The sequence below is a fragment of the Flaviflexus salsibiostraticola genome (assembly GCF_003952265.1).
Taxonomy (GTDB): domain Bacteria; phylum Actinomycetota; class Actinomycetes; order Actinomycetales; family Actinomycetaceae; genus Flaviflexus; species Flaviflexus salsibiostraticola.
Genome location: NZ_CP034438.1, coordinates 1,067,534 through 1,085,977 on the forward strand (window position 1 = coordinate 1,067,534; position 18,444 = coordinate 1,085,977).

At 67.2% G+C, this 18,444-nt stretch carries 12 protein-coding genes; 5 read left to right on the plus strand and 7 right to left on the minus strand.

Annotated elements, in window-relative coordinates; genetic code table 11:
- The first annotated feature begins 93 nt into the window (after positions 1–93).
- The 3 genes from gltB to EJO69_RS05005 all read left to right on the plus strand — a co-directional run bounded on the left by gltB (position 94) and on the right by EJO69_RS05005 (position 7,605).
- Positions 94–4,590 carry a glutamate synthase large subunit gene (gltB, locus tag EJO69_RS04995; RefSeq protein ID WP_126039872.1) on the plus strand — a complete coding sequence of 1,499 codons (4,497 nt, stop codon included), beginning with the start codon at positions 94–96 and terminating at the stop codon, positions 4,588–4,590.
- Positions 4,583–6,037, plus strand: a complete 1,455-nt coding sequence (locus EJO69_RS05000; protein ID WP_126039874.1) for a glutamate synthase subunit beta — start codon at positions 4,583–4,585, stop codon at positions 6,035–6,037. The genes gltB and EJO69_RS05000 overlap by 8 nt, the downstream gene beginning before the upstream one ends.
- A 323-nt stretch (positions 6,038–6,360) precedes the next feature.
- Positions 6,361–7,605, plus strand: coding sequence for an ammonium transporter (locus EJO69_RS05005; protein WP_126039876.1), 1,245 nt, complete (start codon positions 6,361–6,363; stop codon positions 7,603–7,605).
- Positions 7,606–7,741: 136 nt separating this feature from the next.
- Here the strand turns inward: EJO69_RS05005 and dhaM are convergent, their stop codons facing one another.
- From dhaM to ileS, 7 genes are all read right to left on the minus strand, one after another.
- Entirely contained in the window at positions 7,742–8,431 is a 690-nt protein-coding gene (dhaM, locus tag EJO69_RS05010) for a dihydroxyacetone kinase phosphoryl donor subunit DhaM (protein ID WP_211331501.1), read from the minus strand.
- Positions 8,428–9,057 carry a dihydroxyacetone kinase subunit DhaL gene (gene dhaL, locus EJO69_RS05015; protein ID WP_126039878.1) on the minus strand — a complete coding sequence of 210 codons (630 nt, stop codon included), beginning with the start codon at positions 9,055–9,057 and terminating at the stop codon, positions 8,428–8,430. Before dhaL ends, dhaM begins: the two co-directional genes overlap by 4 nt.
- Before the next feature lie 2 nt (positions 9,058–9,059).
- On the minus strand, positions 9,060–10,061 hold the full coding sequence (gene dhaK, locus EJO69_RS05020; RefSeq protein ID WP_126039880.1) for a dihydroxyacetone kinase subunit DhaK: 1,002 nt from the start codon (positions 10,059–10,061) through the stop codon (positions 9,060–9,062).
- Between the two features lie 237 nt (positions 10,062–10,298).
- On the minus strand, positions 10,299–10,706 hold the full coding sequence (gene ndk, locus EJO69_RS05025) for a nucleoside-diphosphate kinase (RefSeq protein WP_126039882.1): 408 nt from the start codon (positions 10,704–10,706) through the stop codon (positions 10,299–10,301).
- A gap of 51 nt (positions 10,707–10,757) precedes the next feature.
- Positions 10,758–11,195, minus strand: coding sequence for a DUF4233 domain-containing protein (locus tag EJO69_RS05030; RefSeq protein ID WP_126039884.1), 438 nt, complete (start codon positions 11,193–11,195; stop codon positions 10,758–10,760).
- Complete coding sequence (locus tag EJO69_RS05035; RefSeq protein ID WP_245993785.1) at positions 11,195–12,778, minus strand: bifunctional folylpolyglutamate synthase/dihydrofolate synthase; 1,584 nt, start codon at positions 12,776–12,778, stop codon at positions 11,195–11,197. Before EJO69_RS05035 ends, EJO69_RS05030 begins: the two co-directional genes overlap by 1 nt.
- Entirely contained in the window at positions 12,775–15,978 is a 3,204-nt protein-coding gene (gene ileS / locus EJO69_RS05040) for an isoleucine--tRNA ligase (protein WP_126039886.1), read from the minus strand. Before ileS ends, EJO69_RS05035 begins: the two co-directional genes overlap by 4 nt.
- A 323-nt stretch (positions 15,979–16,301) precedes the next feature.
- On the opposite strand from ileS, the gene EJO69_RS05045 reads away from it, so the two are divergent.
- Both EJO69_RS05045 and EJO69_RS05050 read left to right on the plus strand, forming a co-directional pair.
- Positions 16,302–17,474 (plus strand): hypothetical protein, encoded by a 1,173-nt coding sequence (locus EJO69_RS05045; protein WP_126039888.1) that lies wholly within the window; start codon positions 16,302–16,304, stop codon positions 17,472–17,474.
- Positions 17,475–17,503: 29 nt separating this feature from the next.
- Positions 17,504–18,400 carry a cation diffusion facilitator family transporter gene (locus EJO69_RS05050; RefSeq protein WP_126039890.1) on the plus strand — a complete coding sequence of 299 codons (897 nt, stop codon included), beginning with the start codon at positions 17,504–17,506 and terminating at the stop codon, positions 18,398–18,400.
- Positions 18,401–18,444 lie beyond the last annotated feature (44 nt).

Genomic DNA, 18,444 nt, shown 5'->3' on the forward strand with positions numbered 1-18,444 from the left:
CGGCCAACCCTCTCCGCAAATACTGAGCGCCAGCTCTTTTCGTCTACCCTTACTTCGTGTCAGACTGTTCTGGGACAAACTGGGAGGTTCCCCATGGATCGGTCATCACTTCCCCAAGCGGAAGCCCTCTTTGATCCTTGTTTCGACAAGGATGCGTGCGGGATCGCGATGGTTGCGACGCTGCGCCGCTCGGCTGGACACGATGTCGTCGAACGCGCTCTCAGCGCCCTTCGCAATCTCGAGCATCGTGGCGCCGTCGGCTCCGACGCGGGCACCGGTGACGGCGCGGGCATTCTCACCCAGGTGCCGGATGACCTCTTCCGAGCACTATGCGATATGGACCTGCCTCCGGCAGGCGGCTACGCCACCGGCCTCATCTTCCTTCCCACCTCCACCGAGGAGCGAGCCGCCTCAATCTCGGCGATCGAGGCCCTGGCGGACGAGGAGGGGCTGACCGTCATCGGGTGGCGGGACGTGCCGATCGATCCGTCGCATCTCGGCACCCAGGCGCGTGAGGCGATGCCGCATATCTCCCAGCTCTTCGTCTCCCATCCCGACGGACTGTTCGGCGTCGACCTGGACCGACGGGCGTTCCGCCTGCGGAAGCGCATGGAGAACACCGTCGACGCCTACCCGGTCTCGCTGTCGAGCAGGACCATCACGTACAAGGGAATGGTGACGACGCTGCAGCTGGAGCCGTTCTACCCAGACCTCTCCGACCCGCGCTTCGCCACGAGGTTCGCCATCGTCCACTCCCGCTTCTCGACCAATACGTTCCCCTCGTGGCCCCTGGCCCAGCCGCTGCGGATGATCGCGCACAACGGCGAGATCAATACAGTGCGCGGGAACCGGCAGTGGATGAAGGCCAGGGATTCTGACCTTCAGTCGGATCTCCTCGGCGATATGGCGCCATTGCTCCCGACACTGTCGGCTGCGCTCTCGGACTCCGGGTCGTTCGATGAGGCCCTTGAGCTTCTCACGCTCGCCGGGAGGTCACTGCCCCACGCCGTCATGATGATGGTGCCCCAGGCATGGGAGTCGGCGACCGACCTTCCTCGTGAGCTGCGGGACTTCTACGAGTTCCACTCGCTCCTCATGGAGCCGTGGGACGGCCCCGCGGCGATCTGCTTCACGGACGGATCCCTCGTCGGCGCCACGCTCGACCGCAACGGTCTGCGGCCGAGCAGGTGGATGAGGACGACGGATGGGCTCGTCATCTGTGCATCCGAGACCGGCGTCCTCCCCGACATCCCGCCGCACATGATCGAGGCGCGCGGGCGCCTCAAGCCGGGCGAGATGCTCCTCATCGACACGGAGAAGGGGCTGGTCCTCGACTCCGACCAGGTCAAGCTCGAGATCGCGACGATGGAGAACTGGGGCGAGTGGCTCGAGTCCTCGAGGATTGACCTCGCGGACCTGCCCGACCGTGAGCACGTGGCCCATACTCTCGCGTCTGTTGTGCGGCGCCAGCGCACGTTCGGATACACGGAGGAGGACCTCAAGGTCCTCATCGGGCCGATGGCGACAACGGGCGCGGAGCCTGTAGCCGCCATGGGCTCCGACGTTCCGATCGCCGTCCTCTCCGCGCGCCCTCGCCTGCTCTTCGATTACTTCTCCCAGGCCTTTGCCCAGGTGACCAATCCGCCGCTCGACTCGATTCGGGAGGCCCTCGTGACCTCGCTCCGTTCGGGGATCGGCCCGGTCCGCAACCTGCTCTCAGCGACGCCCATGCACGCGAGTCAGATCATCACGAACTTCCCGGTGCTGACGAACGACGAGCTCGCGAAGATCAAGCGGATCGACCGCTCCCCCGGCTCCCGGCGCACCGTCACCCTGTCTCTCCTCTTCACAGGCTCACTGGAGGAGCGCCTCACCGAGCTCTTCGACGAGGTTGACGAGGCGATTGAGGATGGCGCGCACTACATCGTGCTCTCCGACCGGGATTCGGACAGCCTTCGCGTTCCGGTGCCGTCGCTTCTCGCCGTCTCTGCCGTCCACCAGCACCTCATCCGCACCGGTCGTCGGATGAGGGTCGGCCTCGTCGTCGAGGCCGGCGATGCCCGGGAGGTCCATCACATCGCGCTCCTTCTCGGCTACGGGGCGAGCGCGGTCAACCCCTATCTCGCCATGGAGTCGGCCGAGCAGCTCTCGCACACGGGAGAGATCCAGGTCGATCCCGACACCGCGGTCGCCAACCTCATCCAGGCCCTCGGCAAGGGCGTCCTCAAGATCATGTCGAAGATGGGGATCTCCGCGATCGGCTCCTACATCGCCGCCCAGACCTTCGAGGCGGTCGGACTCTCCCCCGAGGTCATCGACCCTTACTTCACCGGCACGCCCTCTCGGCTGGGCGGCATCGGGCTCGATCAGATCGAGAAGGATGCCCGGGCTCGCCACGCGTTCGGCTACCAGGCGGAGACTGCGGCGCACGCCCACCGCCGGCTCACCCCGGGTGGAGAGCACCAGTGGCGCCCGGACGGCGAAGTCCATCTCTTCACCCCCGAGACGGTCTTCAAGCTCCAGCACGCGACACGGACCGGGCAGTTCGACATCTTCCGCGAGTACACCCAGCTCATCAACAATCAGGCGCGAGAGCTCAAGACGCTCCGCGGACTCTTCGCGTTCAAGGCGCGCACCCCGATCAGCATCGACGAGGTCGAGCCCATCGAGTCGATCATGGCCCGTTTCCAGACGGGGGCGATGAGCTATGGCTCCATCTCAGCCGAGGCACACGAGACCCTCGCCGTCGCCATGAACCGGATCGGCGGCAAGTCGAACACCGGCGAGGGCGGAGAAGATCTCGAGCGGCTTCTCGATCCCGAGCGGCGCTCGGCGATCAAGCAGGTCGCGTCCGGCCGGTTCGGCGTCACCTCGATGTACCTCACCCACGCCGATGACATCCAGATCAAGATGGCGCAGGGCGCCAAGCCGGGCGAGGGCGGCCAACTGCCCGGGAAGAAGATGTACCCGTGGATCGCCGCGACGCGCGGCTCGACGCCCGGCATCGGGCTCGTCTCCCCGCCCCCGCACCACGACATCTATTCGATTGAGGATCTCAAGCAACTGATCTTCGATCTCAAGAGGGCGAACAGCCGCGCCCGCATCAACGTCAAGCTCGTCGCCCAGTCGGGCATCGGAGCCGTCGCCGCAGGCGTCGCGAAGGCGAAGGCCGATGTCATCCTCATCTCCGGCTTCGACGGCGGGACGGGCGCGGCGCCGATCAATTCGCTCGGGCATGCCGGCATCCCCTGGGAGATCGGACTGGCCGAGGCGCAGCAGACTCTGCGCATGAACAGGCTGCGGGGCCGGGTCACCCTCACGGTCGACGGTTCCCTCAAGACCGGGCGGGATGTCATCATCGGTGCTCTGCTCGGCGCCGAGGAATTCGGGTTCGCCACGGCACCGCTCGTCGTCTCGGGCTGCATCATGATGCGCAAGTGCCATCTCGACACGTGCCCGGTCGGGGTCGCCACGCAGAATCCTGAGCTGCGGGCCCGGTTCTCGGGCCAGCCGGAGTTCGTCGAAACATTCTTCCGCTTCATCGCATCCGAGGTGCGGGAGATTCTCGCCGAACTCGGCTTCCGCACCCTCGATGAGGCGATCGGCCGCGCCGATGTCCTCGAGGTCGACGAGGCGATCAGGCACGTGAAGACAGACGGTCTCGACCTCTCTCCCATCTTCGCCGTCCTCGGCGACGGGCCACTCCGCCGCACGGAGCCGCAGGATCACGAGCTGGACGACCAGCTCGACAGCCGGATCGAGGCCGACGTCTGGTCGGCGATCGCCAACGAGGGCAGGTACGAGGGGTCCTTCTCGATCAAGAACACGGACCGGGCGATCGGAACGATGCTGGGCGGGGATCTCACGCGGCGCCACGGCGACAACGGTCTCGGGCCCGGCACGATCACCCTTCATCTCGACGGCTCAGCGGGACAGTCCCTCGGCGCCTTCCTGCCCCGCGGGATCACGCTGCGCCTGCTCGGCGACGCGAACGACTATGTGGGCAAGGGCCTGTCCGGCGGGACGATCACGATCGCCCCGCACCCCCAGTCGCCCCTCACCGCCCACGAGAACGTCATTGCCGGGAACGTCATCGGATACGGCGCGACGAGCGGCAGGATGTTCCTCCGCGGGATCGTCGGCGAACGCTTCCTCGTCCGCAACTCGGGAGCGACCGCGGTCTGCGAGGGCGCGGGCGATCACGCACTCGAGTACATGACCGGCGGCACCGCCGTCATCCTCGGACCGACGGGCCGCAACCTCGGTGCGGGCATGTCGGGCGGATGCGCCTACGTTCTCGACCTCGACGAGAGGCTCATCAACCGCGAGGCGCGCAGCGAGCTCGCCTGCCAGCAGCTGACCGCCGCGGATATCGATGAACTCTCCGACCTGCTTACGGAGCACGTCAACGCGACGGGGTCGGGACTGGCCTCAGAGCTCCTCATCTCACCCGATTGGCACCGCTTCACGAAGATCGTTCCGAAGGATTGGGCCCTCGTCACGCAGGTGCGCTCCGAAGCCCGCGAGCGCGGCGAGGACCCGAACGGGGCGCAGACGTGGGCACAGATCCTGGAGGTGACCCATGGCTGACTCGCATGGTTTTCTCACATATCGCGAGCGCGAGCTCCCGCCGAACCGGCCCGTGCCCGTCCGCATCGCCGACTACCGCGAGATTCGGGAGCGCCGCACCGACGGCGCCCTCCTCAAGCGCCAGGCGAGCAGGTGCATGGACTGCGGCGTGCCGTTCTGCATGGCCGGGTGTCCTCTGGGGAACATCATTCCGGAGTTCAACGATTATGCACGGCAGGGCCTGAGCGGGCTGGGTGCGGAGAGGCTCCTCGCGACGAACAACTTCCCCGAGTTCACGGGACGGATCTGCCCGGCACCCTGCGAGTCATCCTGCGTGCTCGGCATCAACCAACCGCCGGTCACCATCAAGGCGATCGAGCGCGCGCTCGCGGATGACATCGTCGAGAGGGGGATGACGCCGCAGATCCCCGGACGCCTCTCGGACAGAAGCGTCTGCGTCGTCGGCTCCGGACCGGCCGGCCTGGCGGCCGCCCAGCAGCTGACCCGGGCGGGCCACACGGTCGTCGTCTATGAGCGGGATGACCGCCTCGGCGGACTGCTGCGCTACGGGATCCCCGACTTCAAGCTCGAGAAGCACATCATTGATGCTCGGCTTGATCAGATGAGGGCGGAGGGCACCCGGTTCCGCACCGGCGTCGAGATCGGCGTCGACCTCTCCTGGACGGAGGTGCGGGAGCGCTTTGACGCCGTCATCGTCGCCACGGGCGCCCTGGCCCCCCGGGATCTCGACATCCCCGGCCGGCATCTCGACGGGGTCCACCAGGCCATGGAGTTCCTGACCGGCTCCAACCGGGAGGTCGCAGGCGCCCCGCCGCAGGGGCAGGTGCGCGCCGACGGGAAGCATGTCGTCGTCCTCGGCGGCGGCGACACGGGATCCGACTGCATCGGCGTCTCACATCGCCAAGGAGCGGCCTCCGTCACGAACGTCGCCATCGGCATCCGCCCGCCGGATGAGCGGGCGCCCCACGAGCCGTGGCCCATCGATCCACGGCTCTTCGAGACGCAGCCCTCCCACGAGGAGGGCGGCGAACGCGTCTTCCTCACCTCGACGGTCGAATTCGTTGACCGGGGCGACGGCTCGGTCGGCGCGATCCGCGTTGCCGACACCCAGATCCTGCCGAACGGCCAGCGCATACCCACACCCGGAACCGAGCGAGATCTGCCGGCCGACCTTGTCCTTCTCTCACTCGGCTTCACGGGCACCGATGCGAACATGTCGGGACTGGATCTCCCCGTCGGCCGGGGCAGCCTGATCGCGCGATCCTCCGACTACTCGACGGATCTTCCAGGCGTGTTCGTCGCAGGCGACGCGGGGCGGGGCGCCTCCCTCGTGGTCTGGGCGATCGCCGAGGGCCGAGCCGTCGCGCACGAGGTGGACGCCTACATCTCCGGCTCATCGTCCCTCCCATCCCCCACCTTGGCCACTTCTCGCGGCCTCCACCTGTAGACCAGGTGCAGGCGGGTCAGTCAGACCGGCAGTCGCGACGTCGGTCGGCCAGGAAGTCGGGCAGACAGTCGGACAGTGGGGCAGGCGCGAGCCTGCGCGCTCGCCGTGACCGGGTACTGTCCAAGCCCCCACCACACCTGACTCGATCAGTCCCATATTGTGGACATCTCTTTACTTCGACCTGGTGATAATTTTACGCTTCCACGCATCACACATACGGCATCAGCCGCAGTGATGAACGACCGGCCACACCGCGTCCGGTCGAGATGCGGAGATCGCGGAGTTAACAGCTTCACGCCCTCCCCCATCGAATAGGAGTTCCCATGGACCCTGGAAGCATCGCGTTCGGCGTCATCGCCACAGCGCTTGTCCTCGTCATGACACCCGGCGTCGCCTTCTTCTACGGCGGCCTCGTCCGCGCCCGCAGCGTCATCTCCATGATGATGCTGTCCTTCGCCACCCTCGGCATCGTCAGCGTGCTGTGGATCCTCTACGGCTACGCCATGTCATCCGTCGGCTCGGAGCTCGGCTTCGCCGGCAACCCGTTCTCGGACTTCGCCCTGTCCTCGACAGTCGCCTCTGATACCGCGAATGTCGACCTCGTCGGGGTCGCCTACGGCGCCACGTTCGCCATCATCACCGTCGCCCTCATCTCCGGCGCCATCGCCGACCGTGCACGATTCGGGCCCTGGATCGTCTTCGTCATCGCCTTTGCCACCCTCGGCTACTTCCCCATCGCCGCGTGGGTGTGGGGCGGCGGATGGGTCGAGGCGCTCGGCGGCTGGCTCGGTGCCCCCGGTGTCATCGACTACGCGGGCGGGCTCGCAGTCCACACGAACGCCGGCGCGGCCGCCCTTGCCCTCGCCATCGTCCTCGGGCCGCGCCTCGGCTTCGCCAAGGGAAGCCACCGTCCCCACAACGTTCCCTTCGTCGTCCTCGGCGCAGCGATCCTCTGGTTCGGCTGGTTCGGCTTCAACGTTGGGGCGGAATGGACGAATGAGATGGAAGGGGCTGGCCTCATCGTCATCAACACGCTGGGATGTACAGCGGCGGCCATCTGCGGCTGGCTCGTCATCGAGAAGGTCAAGGGCGGGAAGCCCTCCGCCGTCGGTGCGGCCTCCGGCGCCATCGCCGGACTCGTCGCCATCACCCCAGCCTGTGCGAACCTCACCCCCGGGTGGGCTCTGCTGCTCGGTGTCGTCACCGGCGCCATCTGCTGCTGGGCGATCGAGCTGAAGTATCTCTTCCGCCTCGACGACTCCCTCGACGTCGTCGGCATCCACCTCGTCGGTGGCCTCATCGGCACCATCTACGTCGGCTTCTTCGCGATCGACACCGGCCTCTTCACCGGCGGCGGCTTCGGCCAGGTCGCCGTCCAGGTCATCGCCAGCGCGGGAGTCTTCGCCTACTCGTTCTGTCTCGCCTACGTTCTCGGGAAGACCATCGACAAGACGATTGGCTTCCGGGTGGACGACGCCTCGGAACTCGCCGGAGTCGACGTCACGCTCCACGGCGAGATCGCCTACGAGCTCTCAGACGCCCGCTCAGACGGCGCAGGCTCCCCGTGAGCCGCGCTGGGGCAGTCGGCTCCCCGTAGGGAGAGCCGTCCAGCGAAGAAGCCGGTGGGGGGCTGATGCTGACTGCATCAGCCCCCCAACAGGCCTGTACTACTGGGACCAGGTGACGGTCGAGGCGCCGCTCCGGTCAGTCGAGCCCGGCCGAGATCGCGTCGGCGATCCGGTCGACTCCGCTCCAGCACTTCGCATCGTCAGTCGTCACCGCGACGGCATCGCCCTTCTTGATGCCGAGCGACATGATCGACATGATCGAGTCCGCGGGAACACCATTGAGGAGGATCTCGCCCTCGAACTGGCCGGCGAGGGCGGCGATCTGCGCGGCGGGACGGGCATGGAGGCCCGCCTCGTCCGCGACGATGACCTCCCGCTTGAAGACCCCATTGGGATCCTCCCCATCGCGCTCCGGCTTGGGATCCGTGTCGATCTTCTCGACGAAGATCGCGGCGGAGGCGATTGCCGCAGCCGCCGCCTCCCACAGGTCGGCGCCCTGCTGGGCAGAGACGGAGGCGGCCACGGTGCCCTCGACGAAGGGGGCATCCTCAAAGACGACCTCATGATCGTCGTCCGCCTCGAGGACCGCCTCGACGGTCATCGTGGCGGAGCCGATGTCGGTGAGCACAAGTACGGAGAGGCCCTTCGAGCGCAGATCCTTGATCGCACCCTCGATCTTCTCGTAGGACGTGCCGATGGAGCCGTCGTCCAGACCACCCGCGGGGATGATCGAGACATCGGGTGCCATCTGGCCCGCCAGCTCTGCGAGGCCCTTGGCCAGCAGATCCGAGTGGGAGACGAGGACAAGACCGACGCTGATGCTCACTGCTCTCCTGCCTTCGCAGCCGCCTCAAGGATGTAGGCGCTGGATGTCGCTCCGGGATCGCGGTGCCCGATCGAGCGCTCTCCCAGGTAGGAGGCGCGCCCCTTCGTCGCCTTCATCGGACCGGTCGCGACCGCGCCGGCCTGTGCCGCGTCGGCCGCTGCACGAAGGACGGCCTCGGGTGCGAGACCATCATCGGCGGCCTTTTCGGCTGCCCTGACGGCCGGCGCCCATGCGTCGACCATGGTCTTCTCGTTCTCGTCGGCCTTGCCGCGGGCCTGAATGCCCGCGAGCCCTGCCTCGAGCATGGCGACGATGTCGCGCGGGCCGAGGCTCTCAGCCGTCACCTCTTTCGAGGCGCGGAGGAAGGCGGTTCCGTAGAGGGGCCCTGCGGCACCGCCGACGGTCGACATGAGGGTGGTGGCGACGAGCTTGAGCACGTCGCCCGCGTGCGCCGGATCGGCATCGGACAGCTTGGCCTTGACTGCCGTGAAACCGCGGTCGAGGTTCTCGCCGTGGTCGCCGTCGCCGATGGCGCGGTCGAGCTCGATGAGCTCCACCCGATGCTCGGAGGCCATCTCAATGCAGCCTTCGATCCAGGCGATCGCCCAGTCTTTGCCAAGTGTCATGTTCACATTCCCTTTCGGTACGCCACCGTGTTCACTGGTGCATCATACAGATCGATCATCTCATCGTCCGCTCGAAGGATCGTGACCGAGCAGCCCTGCATCTCGAGGCTCGTGATGTAGGAGCCGACGAGGGAGCGGGTGACATCGACGCCGAGATCCTTGAGGCGCTTGGCGACGCGGCCGTAGACGATGTAGAGCTCGGACAGGGGCGTGCCGCCCATGCCATTGACGAAGACGACCGTCTTCTCGCCGCTCGTGAGGTTGAGATCCTTGAGGATCGGATCGACCAGCTGATCGGTGATCTCGTCCGCGGTTGCCATGGGGATGCGATGGCGACCGGGCTCGCCGTGAATGCCGATGCCGATCTCGACCTCATCCTCAGCAAGGTCGAAGGACGGCGTCCCCGCGTGGGGCACGGTGCAGGCCGACAGCGCGACGCCCATCGAGCGGACGTTATCGATGACGCGCTGGGCGATCGCGGTGACCGCCTCGAGGTCATCGCCGCGCTCGGCTGCGGCGCCGGCGATCTTCTCGACGAGCATGGTGCCGGCGACGCCGCGGCGTCCGGCCGTGTAGAGGGAGTCCTCGACCGCGACGTCATCGTTGACGATGACGGAGGTGACCTTGATGTCCTCAGCCTCGGCGAGTTCGGCTGCGGTCTCGAAGTTGAGCACGTCGCCCGTGTAGTTCTTGACGATGTGGAGGACGCCCGCACCGCGGTCGACATCCTGCGTCGCCGCGAGGATCGGATCCGGGGTCGGCGAGGTGAAGACGGCGCCGGGGACGGCGGCGTCGAGCATGCCGTAGCCGACGAAGCCCGCGTGGAGGGGCTCGTGGCCCGATCCGCCGCCGGAGATAAGGGCGACCTTGCCGTCCTCCTTCTTCTCGGCTCGTGCGACGAACATGGGATCTTCGTGGACAGCGACATGCTCGGGGTGGGCGAGGGCGAAGCCGCGGACCGACTCGAGGACGACGTTCTGCGGATCGTTGATGAGCTTCTTCACTGGGACTCCTTTGAACCAGATGGACAGTGTGCCACTCCACACTATACGCCCACTCGGCACCGCGGGGCAGGGTAGAGGGGCGCTCAGTCCACGGCTGAAACCCCTTGTCACGGCCATGTCTGGGGATGCAGCGACACGTTCGAGCGCCCCCGTTCGCCGCGCGGCAGGCACGCATTGAGCGTCGCCGGACCAACGACGCGGTCCCCTCCCGTGCGGGAGGGGACCGGTGTTGCTGCGCTAGAACCAGAGAGCGATCTCGCGCTCCGCGGATTCGGGAGAATCAGAGGAGTGGACGATGTTCTCGATCTGACCCGTTCCCCAGTCGCGGCCGAGATCCCCGCGAATCGTTCCGGGGGCGGCCACGGTCGGCTCCGTCGATCCGGAGAGCGAGCGGACGGCTTCGACGACGCGGGCGCCCTCGAGAATGGCGGCGACGATCGGGCCGGCGGTCATGTACTCGACGAGCTCGGGGAAGAAGGCCTTCTCCCGATGTTCGATGTAGTGCTCGCCGAGGAGCTCCTCGGTCGCGGTCACCATCTTGAGGTCGACGATTGAGTAGCCCTTCCGTTCGATGCGGGTGAGGACGTCACCGACGAGGCCGCGCTTGACCCCGTCCGGTTTGATGAGCAGCAGTGTTCTTTCCATGCCCACCAGCTTAACGACAGCCATGTGATCGAACCGGCACTTTGGGCCCGGCTAGTCGCCCGATACGTCCTGTTCGTCCTGGTCTTCCTGCTCGGCCTCCCAGGCGGCCTGCTCGGCACGCCTCTGCTCCCGCTCCCGGTCGAGCCTCATGCCCCAGTAGATCGAGGCGGACCACAGCACGAGGAACGACAGGCCCACCGCGAAGCCCGCTGGCATCCACACCCCGGTGACGAGGACAACGGTCTGCGCAAAGGAGCCGAGGATGATGCCGGCCCGCTGGGAGCGGCCGAGGACAATGGCGGCGATGAGGAGAACGAGCATCCCGATCCCCGTCAGCGCCCACACCGTCCCCGGAGCCGCGAGGCGCAGCCCGAAGGCCGCGACGCCGGCGAACAGGACGACGAAGATCTCAAGGATCAGCATCGTCATCGTGAACTGGGAGAGCGCCGAGCCCTTGGGGATCGGTGCGGTCCTCGGGTCTCGCGCCACTACAGACTCCTCGTCGCCTTGCCGAACAGCTCCCGCACCCGGCTCGCGAGCTCGATCGAGCCGATGGCGAGGACGGCGGGCGCCGTCATCTCCTCCCGGTTCATCGACTCCGCGAGCGAGGCCGCCATGTCGACCGCCTCGAGCAGGTCGTACTCCTCCCGGACCCTCTCCTCACCGAAGACCTCCTCGGCGATCTGCCGGGCATCCTCAATCGGAAGGGCCCGCGGGTTGCTCAGGCTGGTGACGACGACGGCGTCGAGCAGGGGCTCGAGGATGCCGAGCATCGCCTCAACGTCCTTATCCGCCATCGCCGCAAACACACCGACGATCGGGCCGTGGAACGTCTCCTTCATCGCCGCGGCCGCGGCCGCGAGGCCGGCGGGGTTGTGCCCGCCGTCCGCGACGACGGCGGGCGAGGAGCGGACCAGCTCGAGACGCCCGGGCGACTGGACCGACATGAGGGCGTGCTCGATGACGGTGCCGTCGAGCGCTCCGCCGCCGAAGAACGCCTCGACCGCCGCAATCGCGAGAACAGCGTTGCGGGCCTGGTGGTGACCCAGGAGGTTGAGCGGGATCTCCCGGTAGGAGGCAGCGGGCGTGCCGACGCTGATCATCTGCCCGCCCACGCCGGGCGTGCGATCCTCGAGGCGGATGTCCCGACCCTCGAAGAGAAGCCTGGCTCGGTGGCGGGAGACGGCCTCGGCGAGGATCGGCAGGACGTCCTCGTGCTGGGCGGCGGAGACGACGGTCGAGCCGTCCTTGATGATGCCGACCTTCTCGGAGGCGACCTCGGCGCGCGTCGTCCCGAGGTAGCGGGCGTGGTCGACATCGATGGTGGTGAGGACGGCGACGTCAGCGTCGATGACGTTCGTCGCGTCCCACAGTCCGCCCATGCCGACCTCGATGACGGCCACATCGACCGGTGCATCGGCGAATGCCGCGTAGGCCATGACGGTGAACAGCTCGAAGGTCGACAGCGGCGGCCCCCCGTGCTTCGCCGAGGCGGCGTCGACCATGGCGACGGCCGGCTGAACCTGCTCCCACACGTCGATCCACTCCTGACGGGAAAGGATCCGGTCGTCGATGGAGATCCGCTCCCTCATCGTGTGCATGTGCGGTGACGTGTACCGGCCGACCCGCAGGCCCTTCTCCGCGAGCAGCGCCGCGATCATCCGCGACGTCGACGTCTTGCCATTGGTGCCCGTGATGTGGATGGTCCGGTAGGAGTTCTGCGGGGTGCCGAGGATATCGAGGCAGTCGACGACCCGCTGGGTCGACGGCTGAACATCGTGCTCGGGAGCGCGGGACATGAGGTCGGCGGCAATGTCCGCCATCTTCTCCTCCAGTCCCACCTCCTCGGCAAGCTCCGCTGTCGCGTCCGGCTCGGCGATGACATCGGCGATGACCTCGGAGTCGCCGAGCAGGCCGGATGCCGCGATGGCGGCAACGGCCTCCCCATACTCCTGGTCGGCATCCTCCTCGGCGCGCACGTCGGTGACCTCGAGCTCCTCACGGTCGCCGATGTGAGGGGCAGTGCCCTCTGCATCGCCCAACGGCGAATCCTCGTGCCTGCCGCCGTTCACGCTGACTTCTCCGTGATGACGGCGAGCTCGCCCTCGAGGATCTCGGTCTCAACCGCCAGCGTTTCGGCCTTGATGAGGTCGAGGTTGGCCTCGACTGCGCCGCGCTTCTCGGCGGGGACCGTCATGGTGAGGCGGATCCGGTCGGCGACGTGCAGTCCGGTCGACTTGCGGGTGTCCTGGATGGCGCGGATGAGGTCGCGGGCGTAGCCCTCCGCGAGCAGATCCTCGTCGAGCTCCGTGTCGAGGACGACGAACGAGCCCGAGTCGAGAACGGCTGCCGCATCACCCTCGGCGGCGTTGACGACCGTCGTGAGGACGAACTGGTCCGGGGTGAGCGTGACCGGCTCGTCGAGCTCCATGACGACGTTCTCACCATCCCGGTGCCAGGCACCCGACTTCGCGGCCTTGAACAGGCTCGACGTCAGCTTCCGCAGATCGCCGGGGAGCTCGCGGGGCTGGACGGCGAGCTCCTCGGAGACCGCGAGGCCAGATTCGGCGGGGCGCGTGACCGTCACGGTCTTGACGTTGACCTCGGCGGCGATGAGGTCCGCAAACGGTGCCAGATCGAGGGTCGTCACGCATTCGAGCGCCCGCAGCGGCTGGCGCACGCGGAGCTTCTCGGCCTTGCGGAGCGAGTGGGCCGCCGAGACGACGGACCGGACCTCGTCCATGACCTCGACGAGGACGTCGTCCTCCCAGGAGGCGGGAAGCTCGGGCCAGTCGGTCAGGTGGACGGAGCGTCCGCCCGTGAGGCCTCGCCAGATCTCCTCCGAGACGAGCGGCGCGAGCGGGGCGATGACCTTCGTGAGGGTCTCGAGCGCCGTGTAGAGCGCATCGAAGGAGCCAGTGTTCTCCTCCCAGAACCGGTCGCGCGAGGTTCGCACGTACCAGTTGGTGAGCAGGTCGAGGAACTGGCGGATCCGCTCGGCCGCGTTCGGGATCTCGTACTTCTCGAGGTCGGCGCGGACCGCGTCTGCCAGCCTCTTCGTGGACGCAAGGAGGTAGCGGTCCATGACGTCGAGCCCGGACGGGTCGGTCACGAGCTTCGCCTCATAGCCCGCACCCTTATTGCACGTGCCCGCGTAGAGGGAGAAGAAGTAGTAGGTGTTCCACAGCGGCAGGAGAACCTGGCGGACCGTGTCGCGCAGGCCCTGCTCGGTGACGATGAGGTTGCCGCCGCGGACGATCGGCGACGCCATGAGGAACCACCGCATCGCGTCCGCGCCGACCTCGTCGAACATCTCGTAGACATCGGGGTAGTTGCGCAGCGACTTGCTCATCTTCTGGCCGTCGTTGCCGAGCACGATGCCATGGGAGACGGACGTGCGGAAGGCCGGCTTGTCGAACAGCGCCGTCGCGAGCACGTGGAGGGTGTAGAACCAGCCGCGGGTCTGCCCGACGTATTCGACGATGAAGTCACCCGGGTAGTGGTTCTCGAACCAGTCCTCGTTCTCGAACGGGTAGTGCACCTGCGCGAACGGCATCGACCCCGAATCGAACCAGACGTCGAGGATGTCCTCGATCCGGCGCATCGTCGACTGGCCCGTCGGATCGTCCGGGTTCGGGCGGGTGAGCTCATCGATGTAGGGCCGGTGCAGGTCCACCTCGCCCTTCTCGTTCATCGGCAGTCGGCCGAAGGCCTCCTCCAGCTCCGCCAGCGAGCCGTAGACGTCGATGCGGGGGTAGTTCGGGTCATCCGACACCCAGACGGGGATCGGGCTGCCCCAGTAGCGGTTGCGGGAAATCGACCAGTCGCGGGCCCCTTCGAGCCACTTGCCGAACTGGCCGTGCTTGATGTGGTCGGGAACCCACGTGATGTCCTCGTTGAGCTCGACCATGCGGTCGCGGAACTTTGTGACCGACACGAACCACGACGTTACGGCCTTGTAGATGAGGGGCTCGCGGCAGCGCCAGCAGTGCGGGTACGAGTGGACGTAGGAGGCCTGGCGGACGAGGACCGGGCGATCCTCACCCCGGCGCTCCATGGGGCCGGTGCCGTCCCGCAGGTCGCGGATGATCGGCATGTTCGCCTCGAACACCTGCATGCCCTCGTAGTCGGGCACAGCGGAGGTGAAGACGCCGCGGCTGTCGACCGGGACGACGGGGGCGATGCCGGCCTCCCGGCACACGAGCATGTCGTCCTCACCGAAGGCGGGGGCGAGGTGGACGAGGCCGGTGCCGTCCTCGGTCGTGACGAAATCGCCGGCGATGATCTGAAAGGCGTTCGGTCCGGGCGCCTCGGACTCGCCGACGAAGTAGTCGAAGATCGGGGCGTAGCGGCGGCCCGCGAGGTCGCTGCCCTTGAGGGTGTCGACGACCTCGGGGTCCTCCCCGAGCTCCTTGGCGTACGCGGAGACAAGGTCGGCGGCGAGGATGACGCGCTCGCCGGCGAGGTCGCCCTCGGCGGGGGCGACGACAGCGTAGTCGACGTCGGGGTGGACGGCGACGGCGAGGTTCGACGGCAGCGTCCAGGGTGTCGTGGTCCAGATGAGGGCGAGCTCGCCCGTCTCGAGCCGCATGCCGACCGTCACCGTCTGGTCCTGGCGGTCCTTGTAGACATCGTCGTCCATCTTCAGCTCGTGGTTGGACAGCGGCGTCTCGTCGTTCCAGCAGTAGGGCAGGACCCGGTAGCCCTCGTAGGCGAGGCCCTTGTCGTAGAGGGTCTTGAACGCCCAGAGCACCGACTCCGTGTAGGACGTGTCGAGGGTCTTGTAGTCGTTGTCGAAGTCGACCCAGCGGGCCTGGCGGGTGACGTAGTCCTCCCACTCCTTCGTGTACCGCAGGACGGACGAGCGGCATTCGGCGTTGAACACGTCGATGCCCATCTCCTCGATCTCGTCCTTCGTCTCGATCCCGAGGAGGCGCTGCGCCTCGAGCTCGGCGGGCAGGCCGTGCGTGTCCCAGCCGAAGCGGCGCTCGACGCGGCGGCCGATCTGCGTCTGGAAGCGGCCGACGAGGTCCTTGACGTAGCCGGTGAGCAGGTGGCCGTAGTGGGGCAGACCGTTGGCGAAGGGCGGTCCGTCGTAGAAGACGAACTCGTTCGAGCCGTTCTCACCCGCGTCTCTGTTGTCGATCGACGCCTGGAAGGTGCCGTCCTTCTTCCAGTAGGCGAGGATCTCATCCTCGAGTGCGGGGAAGCTGGGGGACGCCGCGACATCGCCGTCGCGGTGAAGGGGGTAACGCACGGACTTCTCAGTCATGGACAGCCATCTCCTACTCGGTCTGCGCCGGGACGAGCGGATCGGTTTCGATCCTCCCGCGGTACCACCCCGCTTGCCGCATTGCGGCCGCTTCATTAGGAGACGATGACGGGTCCAACCGTCCGGTTCTACTGGGCGCGGAGCCGTTCTTCCGGATGCTCGCCGGTGATATCCCTCGCGGGCCGGGTCATAGCGTTCGCCAGTCTACAGCGTCCCGGCCATCCACTTCCAGGAGGATCCCTCCCGATCTGTGTCACACGGACGCAGCCCGCGGGGGTCGAGATGCCGCACAGCAGGACCCGGCGCATGCCAGAATTGTGCCCATGATCATCGCACAGATCGCACTGCCCGCCTCCGCCGCCCCGTCGCGGGCGATGACGGAGCTCCGCCGCATCGTCGAGCAGAACGTGGCCGAGATCGACGGGGACGCCGAGACCGTCTACTCGCCGGAGATGTTCACTCGGCACTACCGCAGCCAGCACACGTGGAGGGTCATCCACCTGCTCGCCATCGACGGCGAGATCGGCCCGCGGATGGAGTCCTCCTATGGCCTGCCGCTGCTCGCCGGCTCGGCCGAGGGGATTGCCCTGTGGGGCGATGACCCGGCCACCCCTATCTCTCTCACCCCCGAGGCGCCCTGGACCGGGGAGGTCATCGGCATGGCGAGCGTCGAGGCGCCGCTGCGAGAAACCGTCGACGCCGCCTACGTCGACATCAATGCGGTCCTCGGCCGCGAGGATGCGTACAGGCCGCTCTGGGAGGCCGCGAAGGCGATCTGCCTCGCCGAGGGCCGCACGAAGATCACCGCCTATGCGGATCACCCGTTCGGCGATGAGCTGTCGGCACCCAGCTCCGAGCTGACGCTGGCGCGGACCCGATACTCCAACTTCCTCGAGAGCGCGGGTTTTGAGCTGACCCAGACGGAGACGTGCAGCAGGCTCCCCCTGCCCGCCGATGAGACCATCGCCGCCACCCTGACGGCCGAGGCGCTGGAGAAGTCGGGCGGGTACCGGACCGTGTCCTGGGCAGGGCCGACCCCGGAGGAGCACCGCCGGGATCTTGTCACCCTCATCAGCGCCTTCCACCTCGACATGCCGGCGGCCGGCATCGTCGAGGCCGAGGTCAACTTCGACATCGATCGGCTCATCGAGGGTGATCGGCGTCTTGAGGCGCTCGGCATCGTCTCGCTGACGACGGCGGCTCAGCACATCGAGTCCGGCCGCCTCGTCGGCCACACGCGGCTCGACCTGCTGCCGGGCTCCCGTGCCGTCGTCCAGGAGGACACCCTCGTCCTCAAGGAGCACCGCGGGCACCGACTGGGGCTCCTCATCAAGATGGCGAATCTGCGCCAGCTCAACGCGATCGCACCCGAGCGGACCTTCATCCAGACGTGGAACGCCGGGGAGAACGCGTGGATGTGGGCGATCAATGAGCGGATGGGATTCCGCCCTCACAACGGGGCGGGCCAGTGGCAGAAGGACATCGCCGCCGGCTGAGTTGCTAGGATGCGGGTGGGAGGGAAGCCATGCATCACGCACACGCGGTCGAGAACCGCAGGCGGCTCATCATCGCCTTCACCGCCACATTCACCGTCCTCATCGCCGAGGTGATCGGCGCGCTGTGGACCGGCAGCCTCGCCCTGCTCGTCGATGCTGGCCACATGCTGACCGACACGGTCGGCCTGTTCATGGCGCTGGTCGCCACTCATCTGACAATGCGGCCCGCAACGAAGACGCGGACGTGGGGGCTGCGCCGGGCCGAGGTTCTCGCCGCCTTCTTCCAGGCCTCGATCCTCTTCGCGGTCGGTGCCTTCGCCCTCTTCGAGGGCGTGCGGAGACTGTTTGATCCAACCGACATCGAGGCCGGCGGCCTCCTCATCTTCGGCATCGTCGGCCTCGTCGCCAACCTTGTCTCCCTCGCCGTACTCAGCGGGGGCCGCTCCTCGAATCTCAACATGCGGGCGGCGTTCCTTGAGGTGCTGAACGATGCGCTCGGCTCCGTCGCCGTCATTGCCGCCGCCCTCATCATCACCTCGACCGGGTGGACGCAGGCCGACGCGATCGCCGGCATCCTCATCGCCCTCTTCATTCTTCCGAGGAGCCTCATCATCATCAAGGAGTCGATGTCGATCCTCCTCGAGTCGACGCCGCGGGGCCTCGACCTGGAAGAGGTCCGCGCCCACATCCTCGCCCTCCCCCACGTGCTCGCAGTCCACGATCTCCACGCCTCGCTCATCGCCTCGAACCTGCCGACCCTGTCGGCCCACGTCGTGCTCGATGAGTCGTGCTTCTTCGACAATCACGCCTCCCAGATCCTCGACGCCCTGCAGGAGTGCGTGCGGGACGACTTCGGGATCGAGCACACGACATTCCAGCTGGAGACTGCGGCACACACCCACCACGAGTTCGAGACCCACGACTGAGTCCTGGACACCATCCCTTAACCGACCGGCCACGCAATGACCCT

Bases quoted from the DNA above. Each gene is read 5' to 3' on its own strand.
- gltB (WP_126039872.1), top strand. From the start codon at position 94: ATGGATCGGTCATCACTTCCCCAAGCGGAAGCCCTCTTTGATCCTTGT.
- EJO69_RS05000 (WP_126039874.1), top strand. From the start codon at position 4,583: ATGGCTGACTCGCATGGTTTTCTCACATATCGCGAGCGCGAGCTCCCG.
- ndk (WP_126039882.1), bottom strand. From the start codon at position 10,706: ATGGAAAGAACACTGCTGCTCATCAAACCGGACGGGGTCAAGCGCGGC.
- EJO69_RS05050 (WP_126039890.1), top strand. From the start codon at position 17,504: ATGCATCACGCACACGCGGTCGAGAACCGCAGGCGGCTCATCATCGCC.
- EJO69_RS05005 (WP_126039876.1), top strand. From the start codon at position 6,361: ATGGACCCTGGAAGCATCGCGTTCGGCGTCATCGCCACAGCGCTTGTC.
- dhaL (WP_126039878.1), bottom strand. From the start codon at position 9,057: ATGACACTTGGCAAAGACTGGGCGATCGCCTGGATCGAAGGCTGCATT.
- ileS (WP_126039886.1), bottom strand. From the start codon at position 15,978: ATGACTGAGAAGTCCGTGCGTTACCCCCTTCACCGCGACGGCGATGTC.
- EJO69_RS05045 (WP_126039888.1), top strand. From the start codon at position 16,302: ATGATCATCGCACAGATCGCACTGCCCGCCTCCGCCGCCCCGTCGCGG.